The 23,286-nt window shown below is 37.5% G+C and carries 18 protein-coding genes and 1 other RNA gene; all 19 read right to left on the bottom strand.

Annotated features, from left to right (window positions below; translation table 11 throughout):
* Window positions 1-28: 28 nt before the first annotated feature.
* On the bottom strand, window positions 29-928 hold the full coding sequence (gene era / locus VPHSUH08_RS00095) for a GTPase Era (protein ID WP_077708456.1): 900 nt from the start codon (window positions 926-928) through the stop codon (window positions 29-31).
* On the bottom strand, window positions 921-1,397 hold the full coding sequence (gene ybeY / locus VPHSUH08_RS00090; protein ID WP_105086489.1) for an rRNA maturation RNase YbeY: 477 nt from the start codon (window positions 1,395-1,397) through the stop codon (window positions 921-923). The genes era and ybeY overlap by 8 nt, the downstream gene beginning before the upstream one ends.
* A gap of 2 nt (window positions 1,398-1,399) precedes the next feature.
* Window positions 1,400-2,401 carry a PhoH family protein gene (locus VPHSUH08_RS00085; RefSeq protein WP_105086488.1) on the bottom strand — a complete coding sequence of 334 codons (1,002 nt, stop codon included), beginning with the start codon at window positions 2,399-2,401 and terminating at the stop codon, window positions 1,400-1,402.
* 8 nt (window positions 2,402-2,409) lie between these two features.
* Complete coding sequence (locus tag VPHSUH08_RS00080; RefSeq protein WP_105086487.1) at window positions 2,410-3,375, bottom strand: TIGR01212 family radical SAM protein; 966 nt, start codon at window positions 3,373-3,375, stop codon at window positions 2,410-2,412.
* Window positions 3,376-3,483: 108 nt separating this feature from the next.
* Complete coding sequence (locus tag VPHSUH08_RS00075; protein WP_105086486.1) at window positions 3,484-5,325, bottom strand: B12-binding domain-containing radical SAM protein; 1,842 nt, start codon at window positions 5,323-5,325, stop codon at window positions 3,484-3,486.
* 63 nt (window positions 5,326-5,388) lie between these two features.
* Window positions 5,389-5,805, bottom strand: coding sequence for a DUF308 domain-containing protein (locus VPHSUH08_RS00070; protein ID WP_024061837.1), 417 nt, complete (start codon window positions 5,803-5,805; stop codon window positions 5,389-5,391).
* Window positions 5,806-5,968: 163 nt separating this feature from the next.
* A complete protein-coding gene (gene gatB, locus VPHSUH08_RS00065; RefSeq protein WP_105086485.1) occupies window positions 5,969-7,417 on the bottom strand; it encodes an Asp-tRNA(Asn)/Glu-tRNA(Gln) amidotransferase subunit GatB in 1,449 nt (482 codons plus the stop codon).
* On the bottom strand, window positions 7,414-8,874 hold the full coding sequence (gatA, locus tag VPHSUH08_RS00060; RefSeq protein ID WP_105086484.1) for an Asp-tRNA(Asn)/Glu-tRNA(Gln) amidotransferase subunit GatA: 1,461 nt from the start codon (window positions 8,872-8,874) through the stop codon (window positions 7,414-7,416). Before gatA ends, gatB begins: the two co-directional genes overlap by 4 nt.
* Window positions 8,875-8,885: 11 nt before the next feature.
* Entirely contained in the window at window positions 8,886-9,176 is a 291-nt protein-coding gene (gatC, locus tag VPHSUH08_RS00055) for an Asp-tRNA(Asn)/Glu-tRNA(Gln) amidotransferase subunit GatC (RefSeq protein ID WP_004695967.1), read from the bottom strand.
* Between the two features lie 160 nt (window positions 9,177-9,336).
* Complete coding sequence (ligA, locus tag VPHSUH08_RS00050) at window positions 9,337-11,340, bottom strand: NAD-dependent DNA ligase LigA (protein WP_105086483.1); 2,004 nt, start codon at window positions 11,338-11,340, stop codon at window positions 9,337-9,339.
* An 81-nt stretch (window positions 11,341-11,421) separates the two neighbouring features.
* Window positions 11,422-13,611, bottom strand: a complete 2,190-nt coding sequence (pcrA, locus tag VPHSUH08_RS00045) for a DNA helicase PcrA (protein ID WP_105086482.1) — start codon at window positions 13,609-13,611, stop codon at window positions 11,422-11,424.
* Window positions 13,612-13,830: 219 nt separating this feature from the next.
* The gene (locus tag VPHSUH08_RS00040) at window positions 13,831-14,772 is read right to left on the bottom strand and encodes a manganese-dependent inorganic pyrophosphatase (RefSeq protein WP_012864426.1); all 942 of its coding nucleotides are present in this window, start codon (window positions 14,770-14,772) and stop codon (window positions 13,831-13,833) included.
* Window positions 14,773-14,927: 155 nt separating this feature from the next.
* Window positions 14,928-18,110, bottom strand: a complete 3,183-nt coding sequence (locus VPHSUH08_RS00035; RefSeq protein ID WP_105086481.1) for an efflux RND transporter permease subunit — start codon at window positions 18,108-18,110, stop codon at window positions 14,928-14,930.
* 14 nt (window positions 18,111-18,124) lie between these two features.
* Window positions 18,125-19,252: an efflux RND transporter periplasmic adaptor subunit gene (locus VPHSUH08_RS00030; protein ID WP_060918851.1), complete on the bottom strand. Its 1,128-nt coding sequence runs from the start codon at window positions 19,250-19,252 to the stop codon at window positions 18,125-18,127.
* A 245-nt stretch (window positions 19,253-19,497) separates the two neighbouring features.
* Complete coding sequence (locus VPHSUH08_RS00025; RefSeq protein WP_105086480.1) at window positions 19,498-20,115, bottom strand: Type 1 glutamine amidotransferase-like domain-containing protein; 618 nt, start codon at window positions 20,113-20,115, stop codon at window positions 19,498-19,500.
* Window positions 20,116-20,307: 192 nt separating this feature from the next.
* Window positions 20,308-20,649, bottom strand: a transfer-messenger RNA (tmRNA) gene (ssrA, locus tag VPHSUH08_RS00020).
* 175 nt (window positions 20,650-20,824) lie between these two features.
* Complete coding sequence (gene bioF / locus VPHSUH08_RS00015; RefSeq protein WP_105086598.1) at window positions 20,825-21,985, bottom strand: 8-amino-7-oxononanoate synthase; 1,161 nt, start codon at window positions 21,983-21,985, stop codon at window positions 20,825-20,827.
* 4 nt (window positions 21,986-21,989) lie between these two features.
* Window positions 21,990-22,718 (bottom strand): 6-carboxyhexanoate--CoA ligase, encoded by a 729-nt coding sequence (locus tag VPHSUH08_RS00010; RefSeq protein WP_105086479.1) that lies wholly within the window; start codon window positions 22,716-22,718, stop codon window positions 21,990-21,992.
* Window positions 22,718-23,218 (bottom strand): hypothetical protein, encoded by a 501-nt coding sequence (locus tag VPHSUH08_RS00005; protein WP_012864432.1) that lies wholly within the window; start codon window positions 23,216-23,218, stop codon window positions 22,718-22,720. Before VPHSUH08_RS00005 ends, VPHSUH08_RS00010 begins: the two co-directional genes overlap by 1 nt.
* Window positions 23,219-23,286: the final 68 nt, after the last annotated feature.

Genomic DNA, 23,286 nt, shown 5'->3' with positions numbered 1-23,286 from the left:
AACACTTATTTCTTTTTATTATATCAAATTATTTTCTATAACCAAGTTCAGATAACATACCAGATTTATTTCGCCAATCTTTTTTTACTTTAACCCAAAGGTCCAAGTACACCTTTGTAGCTAATAGCTTTTGAATATCTGCGCGCGCTTCAGCACCAAGTTGTTTTAATAAAGCACCTTTTTTACCGATAATAATACCCTTTTGAGAATCTCTTTCACAGTAGATTGTAGCGCGGATATAGGTAGTACCGTCATCACGTGTTTTCATTTCATCTACGTCTACAGCGATAGCATGAGGAATCTCATCTCGTGTAGCTAACAAGATTTTTTCACGAATGATATCGGAAATAATAAGGCGTTCCGGTTGATCCGTAATCATATCCTCCGGAAAATATTGTGGACCTTCCGGCAAGGTTTCCTCTAGAACCTTAAGAATTTCAGATAAGTTCTCTTTATCTTTTGCTGAAATAGGAATGACACCTGCAAAAGGATATGCATCTTGATAAGAAACGATTGCTTCTAAAAGCTCTTCTTTTTTGAGTGTATCAATTTTGTTGACTACCAAAAATACAGGAACCTTTACACGTTTCAATTGTTCAATAATAAAATTATCCCCAGGACCACGTTTTTCATTGCCTGCTACGACAAATAAAACGGCTTCCGTTTCTTTTAAGGACTCAATAGCAGCATCTACCATGAATTCGCCTAACTTGTGCTTAGGTTTATGCACACCAGGTGTATCCATAAATACGATTTGTTTGGATTCATCCGTATATACGCAGATGATACGGTTACGCGTTGTTTGAGCCTTATCGGATACGATAGCAATCTTATCGCCAATAAGAGCGTTGATTAAGGTAGATTTACCCACATTAGGGCGTCCTACAACGGCAACAAAGCCTGATTTAAAATGTTCGTTCTTATTCATTATATGGTGCATCCTCCCGCACATAACCCAGATTACCTAGGATAAATTCTTCCTCTGTGCGCATCTCTTTTTTATCTTCGTCGTTCATATGGTCATAGCCTAAAATATGTAAACAGCTATGAGTTGTCAAGTATGCTAATTCCCGTTCAAAACTATGTCCATATTCGATAGCTTGTTCACGAGTACGCTCTAAGGAAATAATCATATCACCAAGTAAGTGATGTTCCTCTTCACTACCTTCATAATCATCCCCTTCATTGAGGGCAAAAGATAATACATCTGTAGGTCTATCGATGCCTCGATATTCCTTATTAAGCTCATGAATTTTAGCATTATTGCAGAGTAAAATACTCATTTCATCTTCTTCGAGGCCATATACGCGACTCACTTCATCGCAGACCTTGCGTATAACAGCCTCAATATTGGAATCCTCTTGAATCTCTTCATCATAGCTAATGTGTATATACATGCTTATCCTTTCGCTACATTCTCTTTGGATACTGCGTTAGATTCTGTTAACTTACGTTCGTGATATGCATCGTAAGCTTTTACAATGCGACCTACTAAATCGTGACGAACAACGTCTTGATCGCTAAAGTAAACCATATTAATACCAGGCACATGACGCAATACCTTTTCAGCCTCGCCCAGACCAGACACAACACGTGGAGGTAAGTCAATTTGTGTCTTATCACCGTTGACTACCATTTTAGAATTGTTACCTAGACGAGTTAGGAACATTTTCATCTGCTCTGCCGTCGTATTTTGAGCCTCATCGAGAATGACGAAGGCATTTTCCAATGTACGGCCACGCATATATGCTAGTGGTGCTACCTCGATAGTACCACGTTCCATAAAGCGTTGTACTTGCTCGATACCAAACATTTCATGTAATGCATCATAAAGAGGTCTTAAATAAGGATCAACCTTGTCTTGTAATTCACCAGGTAGGAAGCCTAACCGTTCACCTGCCTCTACAGCAGGGCGTGTCAAAATAATTTTATCTACATTGCGGTTTTTTAAATAGAATGCAGCTAACGCTACGGCTAGGAATGTTTTACCTGTACCAGCAGGACCAATACCAAAAGTAATAGTATTTTTTCGGATACTATCTACATAGTATTTTTGACCTTCCGTTTTAGGCGTAATATTTTTACCGCGCATATTAACGGATAAAGTATCCTCAAACATAGTATGTACGGCATCAGCTTTACCATTAGCTACAAGTTTAGCCGCAATACGCACCTGAGACTCAGTTATGGTACTGCCTTCACGGTAGAGAAATACTAATTCTTCAAGGGTACGATAGAGAGCATTGACTTGGTCCTCATCACCCTTAATAACTACCGTATCACCACGTGCCACTACATCTGCAGAAATGACCTCAAGCATCATATGTAAATATCGATTATGTTGACCTAGTATGGATTGTGCTAGGTCATATGTAGGAAATGTAAATACTTGTTCGCTCATACAACCTCCTAATCTATAAATTTACGAACTGCTTTACCATTTAGGTAATCACAGAGATCACCTTGATGAGCATCTAGTTCGTCTAGTTTATCATCAATTAAATCTTGTATGCGCCACCAACCCATGGACCAGTTTGTAAAAAGTGTATTATCTTCAGGCGCTCGGCCTACAAGACGCTGTAAAACAATATCAGGGTGTAAATGACGTACAAAATTAACAACCCGATCAGCATATTCTTCCGCACTAATTAGGGTAAACTGACCCTCTTGATACCACTTGGCCATCAATGTGTTTTTTACAATATACAAAGCATGTAATTTCACTTGATCGACACCGAGTGCAGATAAAATACGAGCCCCTTCGATTGTGTCCTTCATTGTATCCCATGGTAAATTAACTATCATATGAGTTGTGACATTAAATCCATATTGCTTGATGCGTAACACGGCATCAATAAACTGGGCTAAATCATGACCACGATTAATCTTCTCTAATGTATCATAGTTAACCGTTTGAAGTCCTAGCTCAATATAGATATCCTTATGAAAACGATCCCTAATATCAGCTAATATTTCAAGATATTCATCGGCAATACAATCGGGTCTTGTTGCAATAGCAATGCCCACGGCTTCATCGATGCATCCTTGTTCAATATAGCTTTTAAAATCATCAAGATTCAAGTAGGTATTACTAAAGTTTTGGTAATAAGGGATGAACTTCTTTGCTTTATATTTAGGACCTATGTGAGCAATGTTTTCCTCTAATTGCATGCGCACAGTCATCCAGGCAGGACGATTTTCGTAACCCGCGCCAATTTCACCACAAAAGGTACAGCCTCCAACACCAGCCGAACCATCTCTGTTAGGACAGGTCAAGGGTAGTGCTACAGGTAATTTATAAACCTTTTCCCCATATGTTTCTTTATAATATTTAGATACCATGCGGTATCGTTTTGGTCTCGTTGTATCGGTCATAATACTCCTATTAAACTAACCAATCATCGCTTATTATGTAATATTTCAACTATCATAAATTCTCTAATCTTTTGATTATAAAAAATTAGATAAATTATTTTTATATTACTAACAAGCCTCTATTTCAGGACGTATAAAAGGTTTTACCTCTTTATTTACGTCGATTACAACTGTAAAAGGTACATTTGGTACATTCTCTATACCTAACACTTTAGCCGTATCTTCAGACATAGGCATTTCGACATATTGTTGGCGAATTTTGCGCCACTCTTTAAATGTATAGTTAGGAATATACTGAGATGCAATTTCTTCATTGCGCCAGAATGCTTCCCCTTCTTGTAAAAGTTCTTTTGTCTGTTTTGGTAAACCTACGGCTTCACTGCGGACCTTACCACGATAGCTAACGAGTGTATCATATTGTAATAATTCGGCAGCTACTGTATCACCTTTAGACAAGAAAAAATTGTACAAGAACTCTATTTGATCTATATCTTTCAAATTAATCTTATGATTACCTGCATCGAGCCAAGCCTGTGTCATGTCACAAAAATAGGAAAAGGCATCTTTTTTTGTCTCCACTTTAGATGGATCGTACTTTTCCATAGGTGGTACATGATTAGTAGTTAATCTATCCTCACCAGTTATAGATGTATCAGTATGTTCCTTTATGAGCTTACTACCAATATAACCAAACACAGTTCTAAATCGTTCGCTATTATAGAAGCGTTCAAAGACATCTTCAAAGTGTTTTAAAAAGCGTATGTCTCTATAAGGGAGCACGTGAGTGCTTAGTACTTCATATGGCGCTAAAGGATCACTAATATATTGATACTCATCCATGCGACGTACACCAGATCCTTTTAAAAGTTTCAAGAACCCTATTTGTAACGCATGAGGTTGTAAACTAAAAAGATCATTAAAGGATAAACCAAATCGCTGTTTATTCTCATAAGGCAGGCCTACAATTAAATCCATGTGCACATGAGTTCGGCCTGCTTCAATAATAGGGCGAATAGCCTTTTGAATATACGGCCAATCATTATATCGATTAATAGCATCTAAGGTTTTCTTATGTGTACTTTGAACCCCTACCTCAATTTGAATACGGCCTGGTGGTGTTTCACAGAGAATATTTGTTTCCCATTCCGTCATTAGCTCTGGTTCCATTTCTAGATGGAAATTCGTCTCCGTATCGGCATCACGCATGAATTCCATCATAGGTCGATGATGATGTGGCGCACAGTTAAAAGTTCTATCAACAAATTTAACTTGTTTTACCTTATGATCGATAAACCACTGTAGTTCTTTAAAAGTTCTTTCCTGCGGGAAAAAGCGAACTGTATTTTTATTGCCAGATAAACAGTACTGACAAGAGAATGGGCACCCTCGAGAGGATTCATAGTAGATGATTTTATGTTCTAAATCTATCATATCCTCTTCTACATATGGGAATGGTATAGTACTCAGATCTTTTACCTCCACCGTATCAGTAGAGCCCAGGAGTCGGCCAGAAATGTGGCGACCACGTACGCCAGGAATCTGCTCTTCTAAGCCATCCTTGCCAGCGATTAGTGCACTAATAAGTTGATAAAAAGCTTCTTCCCCCTCACCTTGTACGACATAGTCCACAGCAGCACAACGATTTAAGATTTCATCAGCTGTGAAAGACACCTCCGGCCCACCTAAAATAATTTTAATATCTGGTCGCACAGCTTTCACCATGTCTACTACATGTAAAGTCATCTCAATATTCCAGATATAGCAAGCAAAGCCCAATATATCTATATTGCGCTCTGTAATATCGCTAAGAATATGTAAAACAGGCATATTAATAGTATATTCTACTATATCGTATGCCTGTCCGTGAGCCTGCCCATACGCTTTAAGATAACGCAAAGCCAGAGAAGAATGTATAAATTTTGAGTTTAATGTGGATAAAACTACGTTCATAGGTCCCCTTTAAATCATCGAATGGCTCAGCCACCGTCTAGTCATAATATATGTATTATACCATTAAAAGAGACTAAATATAATAGAAATAATAGCACCCACTAAAATAACAACAGATGCGACAGTGAGAATGATACTGCCAAAGAATACAACAGCAGCCAAAATAATCCCTAAAACAATGAACAATATAATTCGACTAAGCCAGCTTGTACTATTAAAGCTATACACCTTAACTTTCGGTTCATATTGATTGTTTTCATCGTAATATTGTTGCTCGTCATTGATATTAGTTGGCGTTGAATCTACATGGACGGAATCGCCTACCTCTTCAATAGTTACACCATCAAATTCTCGTCTCTCATCGTCGGATAATACGCGTGTATTAGGTTCACCAGAATAAGTACTGCGACTATAAGTATCATCTGATTGACCATTTCTATATGTATTTTGATTATTGTTTATATTGTGTTGATCATTCATATGTATTTCCTTTATATGAACAAATACTAATTGATTTTATACAATTTATTATACCATATTTTACCATCATAATGGCAAATAGAAATCCCTTCAGATATAAAGCCATATATCTGAAGGGATTATTTTTTATATTGCTTAATGCTAATATATGTTAACACTCATATCAGTCATTTAAGAATTTTTTAAGTAATTCATTTACCATACCAGGATTAGCTCGGCCTTTGGATTCCTTCATAACTTGACCAACTAAGAAGCCTATAGCCTTACCATTACCACTCTTGAAGTCTGCTACTGGTTGTGGATTATTAGCAATAACTTGCTTAACAATTTCTTCAATAGCACCAGTATCTGTGATTTGAACTAGACCTTCCTCTTTTACAATAGTATCAGCATCCTTGCCGGATTCCCACATGGATACGATAACTTTTTTCGCAATTTTGCCGGAAATTGTACCTTTATCGATTAGGGCAATCATACCAGCCAAGTTTTCAGGACTTACCTTGGATTCAGCAAATGTTAAACCACTTTCGTTAATCATCTTAGATAAGTCACCAAGCATCCAGTTGGCCACAGTTTTAGCATCTGCACCTGCTTTAACAGTAGCATCTAAGAAGTCTGCAGTCTTACGAGATACTGTGAGAATTGTAGCATCCTCACGAGACAAACCATATTCAGATACAAAGCGTGCAATTTTAGCATCTTGTAATTCTGGCAATGCACGGCGCACTTCTTCGATTTTTTCGTCTGTAATTACGATTGGTACCAAATCTGGTTCTGGGAAGTAACGGTAATCGTTTTCTTCGTCTTTTTTACGCATCCCAAGCGTGATACCTTGTGCATCATCCCACGTACGTGTTTCTTGATCTACTTTGCCGCCAGCTTCGATTAACTTAGCTTGACGCAATGCTTCATATTCAACAACTTTTTGAATTGCAGTTAAAGAGTTAACATTTTTAGTTTCTGTACGTGTACCAAATTCTGTAGTGCCACGTAAACGTACGGATACGTTACAGTCACCTCGTAAAGAGCCCTCTTCCATACGACCGTCAGATACTTCTAAATATTGCAAAATAGACCGTAATTTTTCAACGTATGCTCGCGCTTCTGCACCGGAACGAATATCTGGTTCAGATACGATTTCAAGAAGAGGTACACCCGTACGGTTGTAGTCAACATTAGAAGATTTAGAGTCGGAAATAGTGTTGCCACTATGAATGAGTTTGCCTGCATCTTCTTCCATATGAATACGGGTAATACCAATGCGTTTAGTTTCACCATTAACCTCAATATCTAAATGACCATTTAGGCAAATTGGCAAATCATATTGAGATGTTTGATAGTTTTTAGGCAAATCAGGATAATAGTAGTTTTTACGGTCAAATTTGTTAAAGTTAAGGATTTCACAATTCAATGCTAAACCTACTTTAATAGCAAATTCTACTACCTGTTTATTTAACACAGGCATTGCACCAGGTAAGCCAAGGCACACTGGGCATACATGTGTATTTTGATCACCGCCGAATTCAGTGGTACAACCACAGAAGATTTTAGACTTAGTCTTAAGCTCCGTATGAACCTCTAAACCAACGACTGTTTCGTATTTACTACTCATAGAGAAACCTCCCCAGTTGGTGCTACTAATTGACAGTCTGGACGTGCTTGTTCAAATGTGAAAGCGGCACGTAACAATGTTTCTTCACCCATAGCAGGGCCAAGCAATTGTAAGCCGATTGGCAAATTACTGCTACTCATACCTGCTGGAATGCTAATGCCTGGAATACCTGCAAGGTTTGCTGGTACTGTACAGATATCCTCTAAGTACATTGCCAATGGATCATTTGCTTTTTCACCAAATTTATAAGACGTATTAGGTGCAGTTGGTGTTAAAATCAAATCCACTTTGGAGAATGCTTCATCAAATTCATTTTTAATGAGGCGACGAACTTTTAATGCTTTCAAATAGTAAGCATCATAGTAACCAGCGCTCAATACATAAGTACCTAACAAGATACGGCGTTGTACTTCAGGGCCAAAACCTTCTGTACGTGTTTTAGTAGACATGTCTACTAGATTATCTGCAGGTACGCGCATACCATAGCTTACGCCGTCATAACGAGCCAAGTTGGAGCTTGCCTCTGCCAATGCGATGATATAGTATGCAGACAACGCATATTTAGAGTTAGGCAAGGAAATCTCAACGATTTCAGCACCTAATTTTTTATATGTTTCGATAGCCTCTTCTATAGCTTTGCGAACTTCGCTATTAAGACCTTCGCCAAAGAATTCTTTTGGCACACCGATTTTAAGATTTTGTACATCATTTACAAGAGCTGTAGTGTAATCTACGCGAGCACCTGGAATCGATGTAGAATCTTTTGCATCGTAACCAGAAATAGCATTCAATACCAATGCAGCATCCGTTACATCCCGTGTAACAGGTCCGATTTGATCTAAAGAAGATGCAAAAGCAATAAGACCGTAACGGGATACATTACCATAGGTTGGTTTTAAACCTACTACGCCACAGAAAGAGGCTGGTTGACGAATGGAGCCACCTGTATCAGAACCGAGAGCCCAAATTGCAGAACCACTAGAAACAGCAGCTGCACTACCACCAGAAGAACCACCCGGTACACAGTCAATATTCCATGGATTAGTCGTTTTTGCTAATGCAGAATTCTCTGTAGAACCGCCCATAGCAAATTCATCCATATTAAGTTTACCAAGGCTAATATAATGATTGTCTTGTAAGCGTTCGATAACAGACGCATTATATGGAGGAACAAAGTTTTCTAACATTTTAGACGCACAAGTTGCGGGTTCGTCTTTGATACAAATATTATCTTTAATTGCACCAGAAATACCAGCTAATGGAGAAATCGCTTCACCTTTAGCAATTGCTTCGTCTACAACCTTAGCTATAGTTAAAGCACGGTCATGAGAATCGGACAAGTACGCATGCACAGTCGGTTCCACTTTAGCTTTATGAGCAATAACAGCATTCGTCAATTCAACGGCACTGATTTCTTTATTCACAAGTTTTTTATGTAATTCATGAATTGTCGGCACAGCAAAATCTCCTATTCTTGTACAACACGAGGCACTTTAAAGTACCCATCTTCTGCTTCTGGAGCATTGGATAAAGCTAACTCATGATCAAGGGATGGTTTCTTTTCATCCTCTCTAAATACATTGTGTAAAGGTACAGCATGAGCCATTGGTTCAACACCATCTAGTTCTAATGCATCTAGTTCAGCAACATAGGTCAAGATGTCAGACAACTCTTTTTCTACATGTGCCATATGTTCTTCTTTAACTTCCAAACGTGAAAGCAAGGCGATTTTTTTTATTTCCTCTTGGCTGATTTTCATCGGAACACATCCTTTCATAATTACTTATTATAAAGCATAGATGTATTATTTTCAAAGGAATTACTATAGCTGTACTACGGCTTTACGTAGGACGGAGCAAGCAGGTATAGTAATTTCTTTTTTACTAATTAATGCTAATAAAACGGGACCCCATCAAAAATTAAATATCTTCTCCGAGTTCTTTTAATAGCTCTACGAACTCTTCTTCGTTTATCACACGAATACCCAATTCATTTGCTTTAGTGAGTTTACTACCACTATCTTCACCAGCTATAACAAGTGTTGTCTTCTTAGAAACGGAACCAGTAACCTTAGCCCCATGAGCTTCAAGGATTTTACCCGCTTCAGTACGTCCCATCACCTCAAGCTTGCCTGTGAGAACGACGATTTCGCCTTCCAATTGATTGCCTGCAGCTTCTACTACATCTACAGTCATCTTAAGACCTGCTTGAGTTAAGCCTTCAATAATTGCCACATGTGATGGATCTTGACGATATTCAATAATGCTATCTGCCATTGTGGGACCGATTTCTTCAACTGCAACTAGCTCATCCTTAGTAATAGTCATGAACCGTTCCATAGATTTGACTACATTAGCTATAGTGGTAGCAGCCTTAGAGCCAATTAAACGGATTCCTAAACCATATAAGACTCGATCCAAACCGCGTGATTTAGAATCATTAATAGCCTTCACCAAATTTTCTGCAGATTTTTTACCCATACGATCCATCGTAACAAGTTGATCCACAGTTAAGTGATATAAATCAACCACATTTGTAATTAACTTGTTGTTGATTAAATTTTCTACGATACTAGGACCAAGGCCATCGATATTCATAGCATCACGAGAGGCAAAGTGGATAATTTGTTCCTTTTCAATAGCTGGACAATGTTTATTCGTACATCGAACTGCCGCTTCTCCTTCACGACGAACTGCAGGAGATTCACATACAGGACATGTATTAGGAATTGTAAAAGGAATTTCAGAACCATTTCGCTTTTCAGGAACAACACGGATAACCTCCGGAATGATTTCCGCCGCCTTGTGAATGATAACGTGGTCCCCAATACGAATATCCTTTTCATCGATAAAATCTTGGTTGTGTAATGTGACTCGGCTTACGTTCGTACCAGATACAAATACGGATTCAAGCTCACCAGTAGGAGTTAGAACCCCTGTGCGACCTACATTAATGGTAATATCTTTAAGGATTGTTTCCACTTCTTCAGGTGGATACTTGTACGCAGTGGCCCATTTAGGATCCTTTGCAGTGCTACCAAGAACCTCTTGATCATCAAAGCTATTTACCTTAATAACCATTCCATCTGTATCATATGGAAGTTCATGGCGCTTATCACCCCAATAATTAATGGCTTCAATTACTTCATCAATTGTTTTACATACACGATAATGAGGATTTACAGAGAACTTAAAGTTCTCTAAGCTCTTAAGCAATTCCTCTTGGCTATGAATATTGGCTCCCACTTCAGAACCTATAGCATATGCAAAAAATGCTAAATTCCGGTTAGCAGTAATAGCTGGGTCTTGTTGGCGTAAGGAACCTGCTGCAGCATTTCGGGGATTTACAAAGGTTGGGAGACCTTCTTCATCACGTTCTTCATTAATACGTTTAAATTCACTATGAGGCATATACGCTTCACCGCGAACTTCAATAAACTCTGGCGCATTATCTAAAAATAATGGAATAGATTTAATGGTACGTACATTAGCTGTTACATCTTCACCAACGCGACCATCACCACGCGTAACAGCACGAACAAACATACCATTTTCATAATGTAAATTAACCGCTAAGCCATCGATTTTTAGTTCTACAACATACGCAGATGGCTTATGGCCAAGTTTCTTTTCTACACGATTCCCAAATGCTCGTACTTCATCAGCATTAAATACATTACTAAGGCTTAACATAGGACGTCCATGAACGACCTTTTCAAAGGAGCCTTCCACCTTCATACCAACCCGTTGTGTTGGAGAAGATGGCACAATATATTCAGGATGAGCTGTTTCTAACTCCACAAGCTCACGATATTTTTTATCATATTCAAAGTCGCTCATAGTAGGAGCATCCTTTACGTAGTATAAGTACTGCGCATGAGTGAGTTCCTGTTGCAACTCTTTAATTCTATCTTTCGGATCCATTTTATATCCTTTTTTACAGAAATATAGTTATTTAAATAATTGTATATGTTCCCCATTTAACCATATACATAATTAGGATAATCATCCCTTTTTAACTGGTGCAAATTTTGCCATTACAACGCGCACACCTTGTGTAGGAAACTCAATGGTCAATTTCATACCAGCACCTTCACCAGTTACGTTGATTACTTTGCCATTACCCCATTTACTATGAATCGCCGTATCGCCCACCTTCCAGTCGGCAATTACTTCATTGCGTACGATTGGCTTCGTCACGGGGCGGCTAGTAACACTCATATGTTGAGGTACATGACGTTTAATATCATCAGGCACTTTACGCTTAGCACGTAAGCCATCTACTAATTCTTCGGGAATTTCATCGATAAATCGAGATGGTAAATAACTACTAGTACGGCCAAATACTGTTCTAGTAGTGGCATTAGAAATATATAATTCCTTTTCAGCACGCGTAATGCCTACATACGCAAGACGACGTTCCTCTTCAATTTCTTCAGGGTTCATCAAGGTACGACTATGAGGAAATAAACCTTCTTCCAAACCACATAAGAATACGATAGGAAATTCCAGACCTTTTGCGGCATGTAATGTCATCAATGTCACCTTAGACTCTTCTTGCTCGAAAGAATCTACATCATTGACAAGCGCAACTTGCTCTAAAAAGTCCTCTACAGTACCAGATGGATTTGTATCTTGGAAGTCTTTTGCCACAGATAAAAGCTCGCCAATATTCTCAGCACGAGCTTGATCCTGCGGGTCTGTACTCTCTTCTAATTGTGCCAAATAACCTGTTCTATCTAGAATAGATTCCAAGATATCTAGTACAGTTCGATTCTCCATTTCAGATACAAGAGTAAAGATGAGAATACCAAATTCTTCTAACTTTTCCTTAGTTTTTTCCTTAATAGAATCAATTAAATGTAATTGCGTAAGCGTCATAAATAAAGATGTACCATTCGCACGAGCATATTCTTGTAGCTTAGCAACCGTAGTGGCCCCAATACTCCGTTTAGGCACATTGATAATACGCAACAAGCTCAAATCATCAAAAGGATTATATAATACACGTAGATATGCTAAAACATCTTTAATTTCCTTACGATCATAGAACTTTGTGCCCCCTACCATCGTATAAGGTAAGGCCCGCTTAATGAGTGCTTCCTCAAGGACACGAGACTGGGCATTTGTACGATATAAAATGGCCATATCCCCGAATGGAACATCGTGAATATCATGTTTCTTTGCGATTGTGTCACCGATAAAAGCAGCTTCCTCATGTTCAGATTGAGCCGTAAAATGCTGAATTTTCGCACCTTCCGTCTTATCGGTCCAAAGATTTTTCTCTGGACGTCCCTCATTATTATCGATAACAGCATTGGCTGCATCGAGGATAATTTTTGTTGAACGATAGTTTTGCTCCAATTTTATAGATGTGCAATTAGGATAGTCTTTTTCAAAATCTAAGATGTTTTGAATATCCGCACCACGCCAAGCGTAAATACTTTGGTCAGCATCCCCTACAACGGCAATATTCTTCCAATGTGAAGCTAATAATTTCGCCAATAAATATTGTGCATGGTTCGTATCTTGATACTCGTCAATCATAACATAACGGAAACGATGACTATATTTATCAAGAACAGCTGCATTAGACTGTAATAATTTAACGGCTACTAATAAAAGATCATCAAAGTCTAATGCATTATTCTTACGCAACTCCCGCTCATAATACTCATAAACATCAGCTACCTTTTGTTGGTAAAAGTCTCGCGCTTGTTTTCTAAAATCAGAAGCAAAAAGCAATTGATTCTTAGCATCTGATATGGCGGCTATCATAGCCCCTACTGGATAGTATTTATCATCCAAATTTAACGCTTTCAATGCGGCCTTAATAACAGCTTGAGAATCAGATGTGTCATAGATAGTAAAATTGCTGTTATACCCTAAGAAACTATCGATTTCAAAGCGTAAAAACTTAGCACAAAAACTATGGAATGTACTAAGCCATATACGATTTGCCACATCGCCTACAAGACATTCTACACGGCTTTTCATCTCTTTTGCCGCTTTATTGGTGAAAGTAATAGCCAATATTTCATAAGGATTAACACCTTGTGCCAATAAATGTGCAATACGAACTGTTAAGACCTTTGTTTTACCAGATCCAGCACCGGCTAAAATCAATAAAGGGCCTTCCGTATGCTGGACAGCTTGTTGTTGTTCTTTATTTAAACCTGTTAATAATGAATTCATCGGAATACACCTATTGCCCTTACATATACAACATAAACTCCAAATATACATAAATAATCTTTAATAAGCTGTGAAACAAGTATGTATAGTTAAAAGCTAAATTGTTATAAGTAAATAAACACATTTATAATAGCAATTAAAATATTCATGCAATATACTTGAAGCCCTATAAATAGAGAAGAAGAACGTTGCGAGCAACGTTCTTTTTTAGTTTGTATACTATTTCATAGCACCAAGAATTGGTGGTACAATTTGTTTTTTACGAGACATAGTATTAGGTAAGAATACACCATTATCTTTTATTTCTTTTTCAAATGCTTTAGTAACTACAGCTTCTACATCGCCACTAAACAACAATGTTGTACTCTCATCGAGAATATTTGTAATCATGATGTAAGATGCATCGTAGTTATTAGCATTGCGAAGCGCTTCTAAGGCTTGTACTAGTTCACCTTGTTTAGCCAATATATCAGTTGTATCCATAACAGAAATTTGACCGATAGAAATAGTCTTACCTGCTTCAGAGAATTCTTTCATGTCTGTACGAACAATATCATCGTTAGTTAAATCAGAAATATCTGCTCCCGCTTTCAACATATCTAGCCCATAGGACTCAATATCTACGCCAGCGATTTCAGCTAATTTATGAGCCATTTCTTTATCTGTTTCTGTACATGTTGGAGAACGGAATAACACAGTATCAGAAATGATAGCAGATAACATCAAGCCTGCAACGCCTTTAGGAATTTCTTGATTATTCTCCATGTACAACTTAGTAATGATTGTATTAGAGCAACCTACAGGTTCTAAACGCATGAATACAGGTCCATCAGTTTCGAAGTCACCAATGCGGTGATGATCGACAACACCACACATATTCATGGATTTATAGCCATCAATTATTTGTTTGGATTCGTTATGGTCTGTTAAATACAAATTACCGCCTTCTGGAGCAAACTCTTCCCAATTTTTAACAACTTGAGGGTGAGCAAAGCCAAAATGGTTCAAAATATATGTTGTTTCTTTGTTAGCTTCACCTGCACAGACTGGAGTTGCTGGTGTCCCCATTTGTGTTAGTAAGTTAGCAAAGGAAATAGCAGAACAAATTGAATCAGTATCAGGGCTTTTATGACCTGCTACATATGTTTTTACATCACTCATAATATACCTCTTTTATATTAATTTCATACTTAATATCGACTTACGTCAATCCGATTTTTAACTATATCATTATATCATAAATCATACAAAAAAACACGCCACTACTAAGTAGTGACGTGTTTTTAACATTCTATAAAATTATCTAATATAAATGATTAGTCGTGATTCTTTTTGCGGTTTGTAAACAAACCAGGTCCAATTGTTTCAATGATGATAAACAACATTGGGATGATAAAGATACCAAACAATGTAGCTGTTGTCATCCCTGCTACTACAGTAATACCCATAGAAGTACGTGCACCAGAACCAGCACCACTAGATACTGCCAATGGTAATACACCAAGGATAAATGCAAAGGATGTCATCAAAATTGGACGCAAACGAATTTTTGCAGCTTCGATAGCAGCATCAACAACATTCATACCACGCTCGTCAACGCGAATCTTAGCATACTCGATAATCAAAATCGCATTTTTCGCAGCCAAGCCAACCAAGGTTAAGAGACCGATCTGCATATAAATATCATTTGCTAAGAAATATCTGCCTGTGAAGTTCAATAAGAATGGTACTAAAGAAGCACCAATCATACCAGATGGTACGGAGAACAATACGGCAAATGGAACCTTCCAAGACTCATATAAGGCAGCCAAGATTAAGAATACAAAGACAAGCCCTAAACCTAGAATCAACATAGTTTGAGAACCGGCTTTTAACTCTTCACGAGATTGCCCTGCCCAATCATATGTATAACCAGCAGGTAATGTTTTAGCGGCGGCCTCTTTTAATGCATTGATAGCATCACCAGAGGAATATCCTCTAGCTTGAGAACCACCAATTTGTACGGCCATCGCATTATCAAAGCGAGTAATGCTAGATGGTGTACCCGTTTGTTCCTTTGTAATATAGTTAGAAACAGGTACCATTTGGCCATTACTATTTCTAACAGCTAACATATTAAGCTGATCTGCATTTTGACGATATGCGTCTTCCGCTTGGACTACAACCTTATAGTTTTTACCATAAGTAGTAAAGTCGTTAACTTGAATACTACCGTAGAACCCTTGCAAAGTGGTAAAGATATCAGCTAATGCTACACCATCTTGAGCCGCTTTTTCACGATTTACATCAAATTGTAATGTCGGCGTAGATGTATCAAAAGTAGTATAAATGGATTGAATTGCTGGGCTCTTACGAGCTTCCGCAATAAATTCATTAGTACGATCAGCCATAACTTGTGGACTATCGCCAGCTTTATTGATGATGTACATACTAAAACCACCAGTTGTACCCAAACCAGGAATGGATGGTGGATTCATAGCAATTACAGTTGCTTCTGGTACACCTTGAGCGGCAAAACCAAAGGTTTGACCAACCATTGCATTAATAGAAGTTGCAGCAGTAGTACGATATTTCCAGTCAGACATAGTAGCAAAAATTACACCAGCACTAGACTTTTGACCACCACCTAAAAGGTCAAAACCAGCGACAGTAAATACTTCTTGGAATAATTGTTCATCCTTAGGTTTTTCAGGATCATTTTTTTCTTCCAAGAAAGATGCAATTTTTTCAAGTGTAGCCATAGTCCGTTCAGATGTAGCACCAGGTGGCTCATTAATAGCAATCATGTAGTAACCACTATCTTCAGCTGGTACGAAAGAAGTTGGTAAGAAGTGGAAAACTAAGGCTGTACCACCTGCAAATACTAGCAATGTAATAACAATTAAACTTAAACGATGGCTTAAACGCGCTAATTGGATGCCATACCAATTACTGAATCGTTCTAGAGCAGCATTAAACTTATTTAATTGGCGATGTAACCAATCTTCACGATTTTTAGATATATGTGGTTTCAACATTGTAGAACATAATGCTGGTGTCAACACAAGTGCAATAATAGCTGAAATTACAACGGAAACAGCAATCGTTAATGCGAACTGTTTGTAAAGGATGCCTGTCATACCACCCATGAAAGCAACTGGTACAAATACAGCAGTCAATACAAAGGCAATACCAATTACTGGTCCTTGCACATTTTCCATTGCTTTAATAGCCGCCTCTTTTGGAGGTAAACCATTATATTTTAACTCATATTCAACAGCCTCTACCACTACGATAGCATCATCAACAACAAGTCCGATAGCCAAAACCATGGCAAAAAGCGTCAAAGTGTTAATAGAGAAATCTAATAAAACAAAAGCGCCAAATGTGCCAAGCAAAGATACTGGCACAGCAATCATAGGAATGATTGTGGAGCGCCAAGATTGTAAGAAGACATATACTACAACTAAAACAAGGAGTAATGCCTCTACAAATGTATGCTCAACCTCATTAATAGATGCACTTACGAATTTAGTATTATCTACAACTACGTTATATTGCATATCTGGTGGGAAGGATTTAGATTGCTCATCTAGAACTTTCTTAACATTAGCAATTGTTTCTAATGCATTAGCATCATTTTGTAGGGAAATAGCAAAACCGGCAACCTCTTTATGAGCAGATTTTGCGATGAAGTCATATCCTTCAGCCCCAATTTGAATACGGGAGACATCTTTTAGATGTAATACCTTACCATTAGTACTTTTAATAGCAATATTACCAAATTGTTCAGGTGTTACGAGACGTCCATCAATTTTGATAGGATATTGAAAGGCTTGTTCACCATTTGTAGGGTTTTTCCCTACTGTACCTGCTGCAGCTTGTAAGTTTTGACCTTTAATAGCCGCTGTAACTTCAGAGATAGTAACACCAAGTTTTTGCATCTTCGCAGGATCTAGCCAAATGCGCATAGAATAATCAGATCCGAACTCTTGTACAGAACCAACACCCTTAATGGATTTGATAGTATCCATCATATAATTGGTACCATAGTTCTTTAAGAATGTTGCATCATATGTGCCATTTGGTGAACTCAAAGAGAATATAAGTGCCATATCACCAGAAGATTTAGTGGTTGTAACACCTACAGCTTGTACCTCTGAAGGCAATTGTGCAAGTGCTGCTTGAACACGGTTTTGCGTATTAACCGCATCCATATCAGCATCTGTACCTTGATTGAACTGAACAGTCAACGAATAGCTACCGTTACTGGAACTATTAGATGTCATATAGTCCATATCTTGTACGCCTACAATCTGCGTTTCAATAACACTGGCTACTGTATCATTAACAACTTGAGCAGTTGCACCAGTATAAGCAGTATTAACTTGAACTGTAGGTGGAGAAATTTGTGGATATCGAGCTACCGGAAGGTTCATCATAGAGATAAGCCCTACCAACGTGATAACAATGGCTATTACGATGGCAAAGATAGGTCGATTAATAAAGAATTTCGACACGATCTATCCTCCTTTTATTTTGTAGCTTTCAACTGTTCTTTAGTTAGTAGTTTGCCATTTACTTTTACGCCATTTTTCACCTTAGTTAAGCCGTCAACGATGATTGTATCACCAGCAGCCAAACCAGATTTAATGATTGTTTCATTACCTTTAGTACCACCAACCTCTACTGTCTTTTGTTCTACTACACCAGCTGCATTTACAACATAAACAAAGTTTTTGTCCATGATTTGTAAAATAGCACGACTTGGTACAAGGATTGCATTTTTAATCTTTTCACCAGGAGAAACAACAGTGGCATACATATTAGGTAATAATAAATGATTAGGATTTGGGAAGGATGCTTTCAATACAAGCTTACCCGTAGATTGATCTAAACTCTTAGCCGCTTGAACGATAGAACCAAGTTCATTATACGTTTCGCCATCAGCAAGTTTTAATTGAATATTTGGACCATTAGAATCATCCGTTGTAGGATTCTTCATAAAATCAAGATATTCTTGCTCAGTCATACTAAACTCAACAAAGATTGGATCGATAGAATCGATTGTAACCAATGTAGTGGAGCCAGCCTGAACGTAAGTGCCTGTATCTACGTCATCCATACGTAATGTACCAGAATATGGTGCATATACCATGGTATCCCCCATATTATCTTGAGCAATTTTTACGGATGCTTCATACGCTTCATACGTAGCCTTAGCTTGCTCTGTAGCACTACGTTGCGTATCTACACGTTGTTGAGCAATCGCATCTTGTGATGCCAAAGTTTCATAACGTTGAAGATCCACTTCTGCATTTTTCAAGTTTGCATTAGCTTGAGCTGCTTGGGCTTCTGCATTGGCAAGACTCGCTTCATATTGACGGGAATCAATTCGATATAGTGGTTGTCCAGCTACTACTTGTTCGCCACCTTTTACAAACTTCTCAACAATATAACCACTTACACGAGCATGTACAGCTACAGAGTTCTCCGCAACTACAGTACCAGCAAATGTTTGATCAACTTGTGTATCACTTGCTGTAAGTTTATATGTATTAACATTAATCTCACCAGCTTGCTGTTGATTGTTGCCACACCCAGCAATCATCACAGCAGACATTACGAGAGCTGCTAACATACGGGAATAACGATACTTCATTATCTGTACTCCTTTTCAGAAACTAATCATTCATGTCACATAATTACATAAATATCTTTATATATTTTACAGGATTCAATAGATAAAGTCAATTTTTCCGATACCCCTCTACCTTTGTAGAACATAGATAAAATCTGATTAAACCCACATATATTGTATACAACAAAAATGTTAAAAATTATTGACATTTTATATTCAACATAAACTTAAATAGTTTTAGAACTATAAAACTATAAATTACTAATTTACTTTTTTTCAGTTAATACTGTATAACCATGATCCTCAACTAGGATTGCTTCATTATTGTTTATCGGCACTAATGATATCTTATCTTGATAAGTATCTAATGTTTTCTGAGCAGTCTCTTCAAATGGATACTCTCCTAAATGAGGCACAACATAATGATTAAATACATTTACACCCATATAATCATCTAATTCAGATGCTATACTTTTATCATCCATTATCTGATTATATTCAATATTTTCAGACATAATAATTGCACCAGCAGATTCACCAATATAAAATAAGCCTTCTTTGATTCTTTCATAAAATAGGCCTATAAGATTTTTCTTTTTCAGCTCTTGTAATAGATAAAATGTGTTACCACCAGATATACAGATACATTCAGTCTTTGAAAATTTATCCTTTAAATAATCTTCATCATATTTAGAAATATCAATAATTTCCAATTCATATCCTAAAGACTTTAACATCTCAACACCTTCATCAATATATCCAGTATATGGTTCAACATTTCCAGCAGTAGGAATAAAAACTATTTTATTCGAAATCATTTTTGAAAGATACTTTTTTGTTATATTTTTTGTTCCTGCTAAATATGACATAAGTAAAATTTCCATGCTTTATCACCTCTAAGATTCTTTATTTAAATTAATTTGAAAATTTTATTATTAATATACAAAAAACCGCCTAAGAATCTACCTAGACGGTTTTAAAACCACTTAATCGACTTTCCTCTATTTATTATGGCCGAATAATCACAAATTTATCTATAAGCGCAGACTTATTTCTTAAAATGTCCGCTTATTATTTGGTGGAGATGAGGGGAGTCGAACCCCTGTCCAAGAGTGTTGCCATATAGACTTCTCCGAGCACAGTCTATGATTGAAATCTCGGGTTGCTATCGCTCACAGACAAGCTACACAACCCCAGTTCATATTGTCTCGCCTAATTCATATGAACAACTAAATTAGACCAGCCTACTGTTTGACGTCCATTCACACTTGGTAGGCACAAGTATGAGGGACGTAGCTTATGCAGCTAATGCAAAATTTTCTTCTGCGTTTAAATGTTTTTCCACCGTTTAACGGCCTCATGGAACGCCGACTCGCTATCTATACCACACGCACCCCTGTCGAAACCTTTACATCCCCGTGCGTCGGTTTAATAATTATAAGCCTATTTGGTATTACTGTCAATTGTATGAAACCTTTACAGTTCAGATATATTCACTCTTCTTAGACTACTCGTTTTATCTGATATAGACTAATTAACCAATCAATTTAGGATTCTTTTAATACTGTCTTTATTTAGATATATTATCTACTATCATGAGTCTAATTGCTTCATAGCATTATGCAGTGATTGGCACACATAATCAATTTCTTCTTTATTATGGGCAGCTGTAATGGTTAAACGAATCCTACTTTCACCAATAGGAACTGTAGGAGGACGTATCGCTGTACCTATAATTCCAGCATTGTATAAATAATTTGATACTGTTAGAGTATCCTCATTGCTACCGATAAGTATTGGGAAAATTGGAGTATCATTCGTAGCACATATTCCTATAGAATTTAAGCAATCTGCCATATAGTTCACATTATTTTGTAGTCGCCTTAAAACAGATGTATCAGACTCAAGAACATGTAATGCAGCCAGGGCTGCCCCTATGTCAGCAGGAGATAATGCAGTGGAGAATATAAAGCTACGACTCATATTCACAAGATAATCAATGATGGTGCTATTAGCAGCTACATAGCCGCCAACAGAACCTAACGATTTGCTCAATGTACCTAGCTGAATATCCACTTCTTTTTCGAGTCCATAATAAGCAGCCGTGCCATGCCCGTTGCCAATGGTCCCTGTCGCATGAGCATCGTCTACCATAAGTAAAGCATTATACTCACGGCTAAGCTCGTAGAGCTTATCTAATGGAGCTATATCGCCGTCCATGCTAAAGACCCCATCTGTGACAATGAGCTTACGTACATTACGATCTACTTGTTTAAGTAAAAACTTTAATTCCTCTACATTACAGTGACCATAGGCATTTACAGTAGCCTTACTCAATCTACAACCATCAATAATACTAGCATGATTTAATTCATCGCTAAAGATAATCGTATTTTTATCTGCTATAGCAGAAATAGTACCTACATTTGCCATGTATCCAGTATTAAACACGAGAGCCTTTTCTGTATTCTTAAATTTTGCTAGTTCCTTTTCAAGTTTTGTAAACAAGGGAAATGTACCAGATACAAGACGGGAACCGCCTGAACCAGTACCATATTGTTGAGCCCCTTTAACGGCTTCATTTATTACACGTTGATCAAAGGTAAAACCTAAATAATTATTTGATGCCATCATCAAATATTCTTTATCATCTTTTTTAACTCGTACTGCATCTATAGGGCAGTATTCCATTAGAGTACGCAAATTATGGTTATTTATTTTACTATCTAATTGTTCTTGGAAGAATTTATACATACGATCACCACTGAACAAGTACAGGTTCTTTTTCCAAGTACTCAATTACGCCTTCCAAATCAATATTCGGCTTTACAAAGAATACACGTCCCCCTAAATTAGAGCCAGTTTCCTTCATATTAGGGATACGATGATAAACACCATTACAAGCGACGTAGCCTATTGTGTAATCTGGATCATCAGACCAACATAATTCGCCTACAATCCCTTCTGCAGATTGCACCTTAGACGCCAATACTAAGGCCTCTCTCATATGTTCATTTTCCCCTAGTTTTTCCGAATCAAATGAATCCATATGACTCACGCGAACACCACGATTACCAGAATCTATGCGCTCACCAGAAATTGCATCAACTAACATAGCACCTCGCATAGATGAATCCAAACCTTCTAATAGAAAAATAGCATGTTTAACAGCAGTTTCACTAATATCGGCGCCCTGTAAAAGTTCAACAGCTAATTGATGCGCCTCAGCAACAGTATTTGCAAAATGTTCATTTACTTTTAAGCATTCTATATATGTAATTGTTTCTGAAGGAATCAAGTCCACTGTAATATTAATAAAATCAGCTGGCCCCTTACTATGATGCAGCGCTCGTTCGGCTAAAGACTGAGCGATAGCTCCAACTTGATTTAAGGTCACAATGCGTTCTGCGCCAGAAATATGGTGGCCCCCGTTTTCATGGGGACCACCTTGAGCTGCGCGCATACGCACACTATATAATTCATCCATTATGATACCTTACCTTTAACTACATTACTTTGAGGTACTTGGTTGTGAATTTTATGGAATACTTTCACAAATACTGGTGCCATAATTACTGTAAAGATCATACCTGGAACTGCGAGAGCTATCATAGGTAATGCAGCCTTACCAACATATAAAGACAAAGATAATCGCGCCAAAGCAGATGCAATTGGACCAGAAACCATAATACCTATCATGTGATTATGGCACATCCAAAGGATTAATCCTACAATGAGCCGGAATTGCATAGCAATCATAACATTTAAAATAGTTTGAGTACCTAATGCTAAGCCTATTAGACTAGATAAACAACCACTTATAATATACTTTTTAAATCCGAATACGGCACATATCGCTACCGCCAACGGGGCTGATAATTGAAACTCTATACCTGGAATGACATTAGGTATTTTAATAGCCCCTAATACAGTAATCATGGCAGTTAAAATAGCAACCTCTGTAATGTACCGAATGTTCTGATTCATAATGTATCTCCTCTACTTAGAAAATGTCAACTACAAACATCTCTTATTGCTGTCTCTTATACACATCT

The organism is Veillonella sp. S13054-11, assembly GCF_002959795.1.
Lineage (GTDB): Bacteria > Bacillota > Negativicutes > Veillonellales > Veillonellaceae > Veillonella > Veillonella parvula_E.
This window is presented reverse-complemented; position numbering and strand designations above follow the sequence as displayed.

Excerpts from the sequence above, each read along its gene's own strand:
- era (WP_077708456.1), bottom strand. The coding sequence starts at position 928 with ATGAATAAGAACGAACATTTTAAATCAGGCTTTGTTGCCGTTGTAGGA.
- ybeY (WP_105086489.1), bottom strand. The coding sequence starts at position 1,397 with ATGTATATACACATTAGCTATGATGAAGAGATTCAAGAGGATTCCAAT.
- VPHSUH08_RS00085 (WP_105086488.1), bottom strand. The coding sequence starts at position 2,401 with ATGAGCGAACAAGTATTTACATTTCCTACATATGACCTAGCACAATCC.
- VPHSUH08_RS00080 (WP_105086487.1), bottom strand. The coding sequence starts at position 3,375 with ATGACCGATACAACGAGACCAAAACGATACCGCATGGTATCTAAATAT.
- VPHSUH08_RS00075 (WP_105086486.1), bottom strand. The coding sequence starts at position 5,325 with ATGAACGTAGTTTTATCCACATTAAACTCAAAATTTATACATTCTTCT.
- VPHSUH08_RS00070 (WP_024061837.1), bottom strand. The coding sequence starts at position 5,805 with ATGAATGATCAACACAATATAAACAATAATCAAAATACATATAGAAAT.
- gatB (WP_105086485.1), bottom strand. The coding sequence starts at position 7,417 with ATGAGTAGTAAATACGAAACAGTCGTTGGTTTAGAGGTTCATACGGAG.
- gatC (WP_004695967.1), bottom strand. The coding sequence starts at position 9,176 with ATGAAAATCAGCCAAGAGGAAATAAAAAAAATCGCCTTGCTTTCACGT.
- ligA (WP_105086483.1), bottom strand. The coding sequence starts at position 11,340 with ATGGATCCGAAAGATAGAATTAAAGAGTTGCAACAGGAACTCACTCAT.
- pcrA (WP_105086482.1), bottom strand. The coding sequence starts at position 13,611 with ATGAATTCATTATTAACAGGTTTAAATAAAGAACAACAACAAGCTGTC.
- VPHSUH08_RS00040 (WP_012864426.1), bottom strand. The coding sequence starts at position 14,772 with ATGAGTGATGTAAAAACATATGTAGCAGGTCATAAAAGCCCTGATACT.
- VPHSUH08_RS00030 (WP_060918851.1), bottom strand. The coding sequence starts at position 19,252 with ATGAAGTATCGTTATTCCCGTATGTTAGCAGCTCTCGTAATGTCTGCT.
- VPHSUH08_RS00025 (WP_105086480.1), bottom strand. The coding sequence starts at position 20,115 with ATGGAAATTTTACTTATGTCATATTTAGCAGGAACAAAAAATATAACA.
- bioF (WP_105086598.1), bottom strand. The coding sequence starts at position 21,985 with ATGTATAAATTCTTCCAAGAACAATTAGATAGTAAAATAAATAACCAT.
- VPHSUH08_RS00010 (WP_105086479.1), bottom strand. The coding sequence starts at position 22,718 with ATGGATGAATTATATAGTGTGCGTATGCGCGCAGCTCAAGGTGGTCCC.
- VPHSUH08_RS00005 (WP_012864432.1), bottom strand. The coding sequence starts at position 23,218 with ATGAATCAGAACATTCGGTACATTACAGAGGTTGCTATTTTAACTGCC.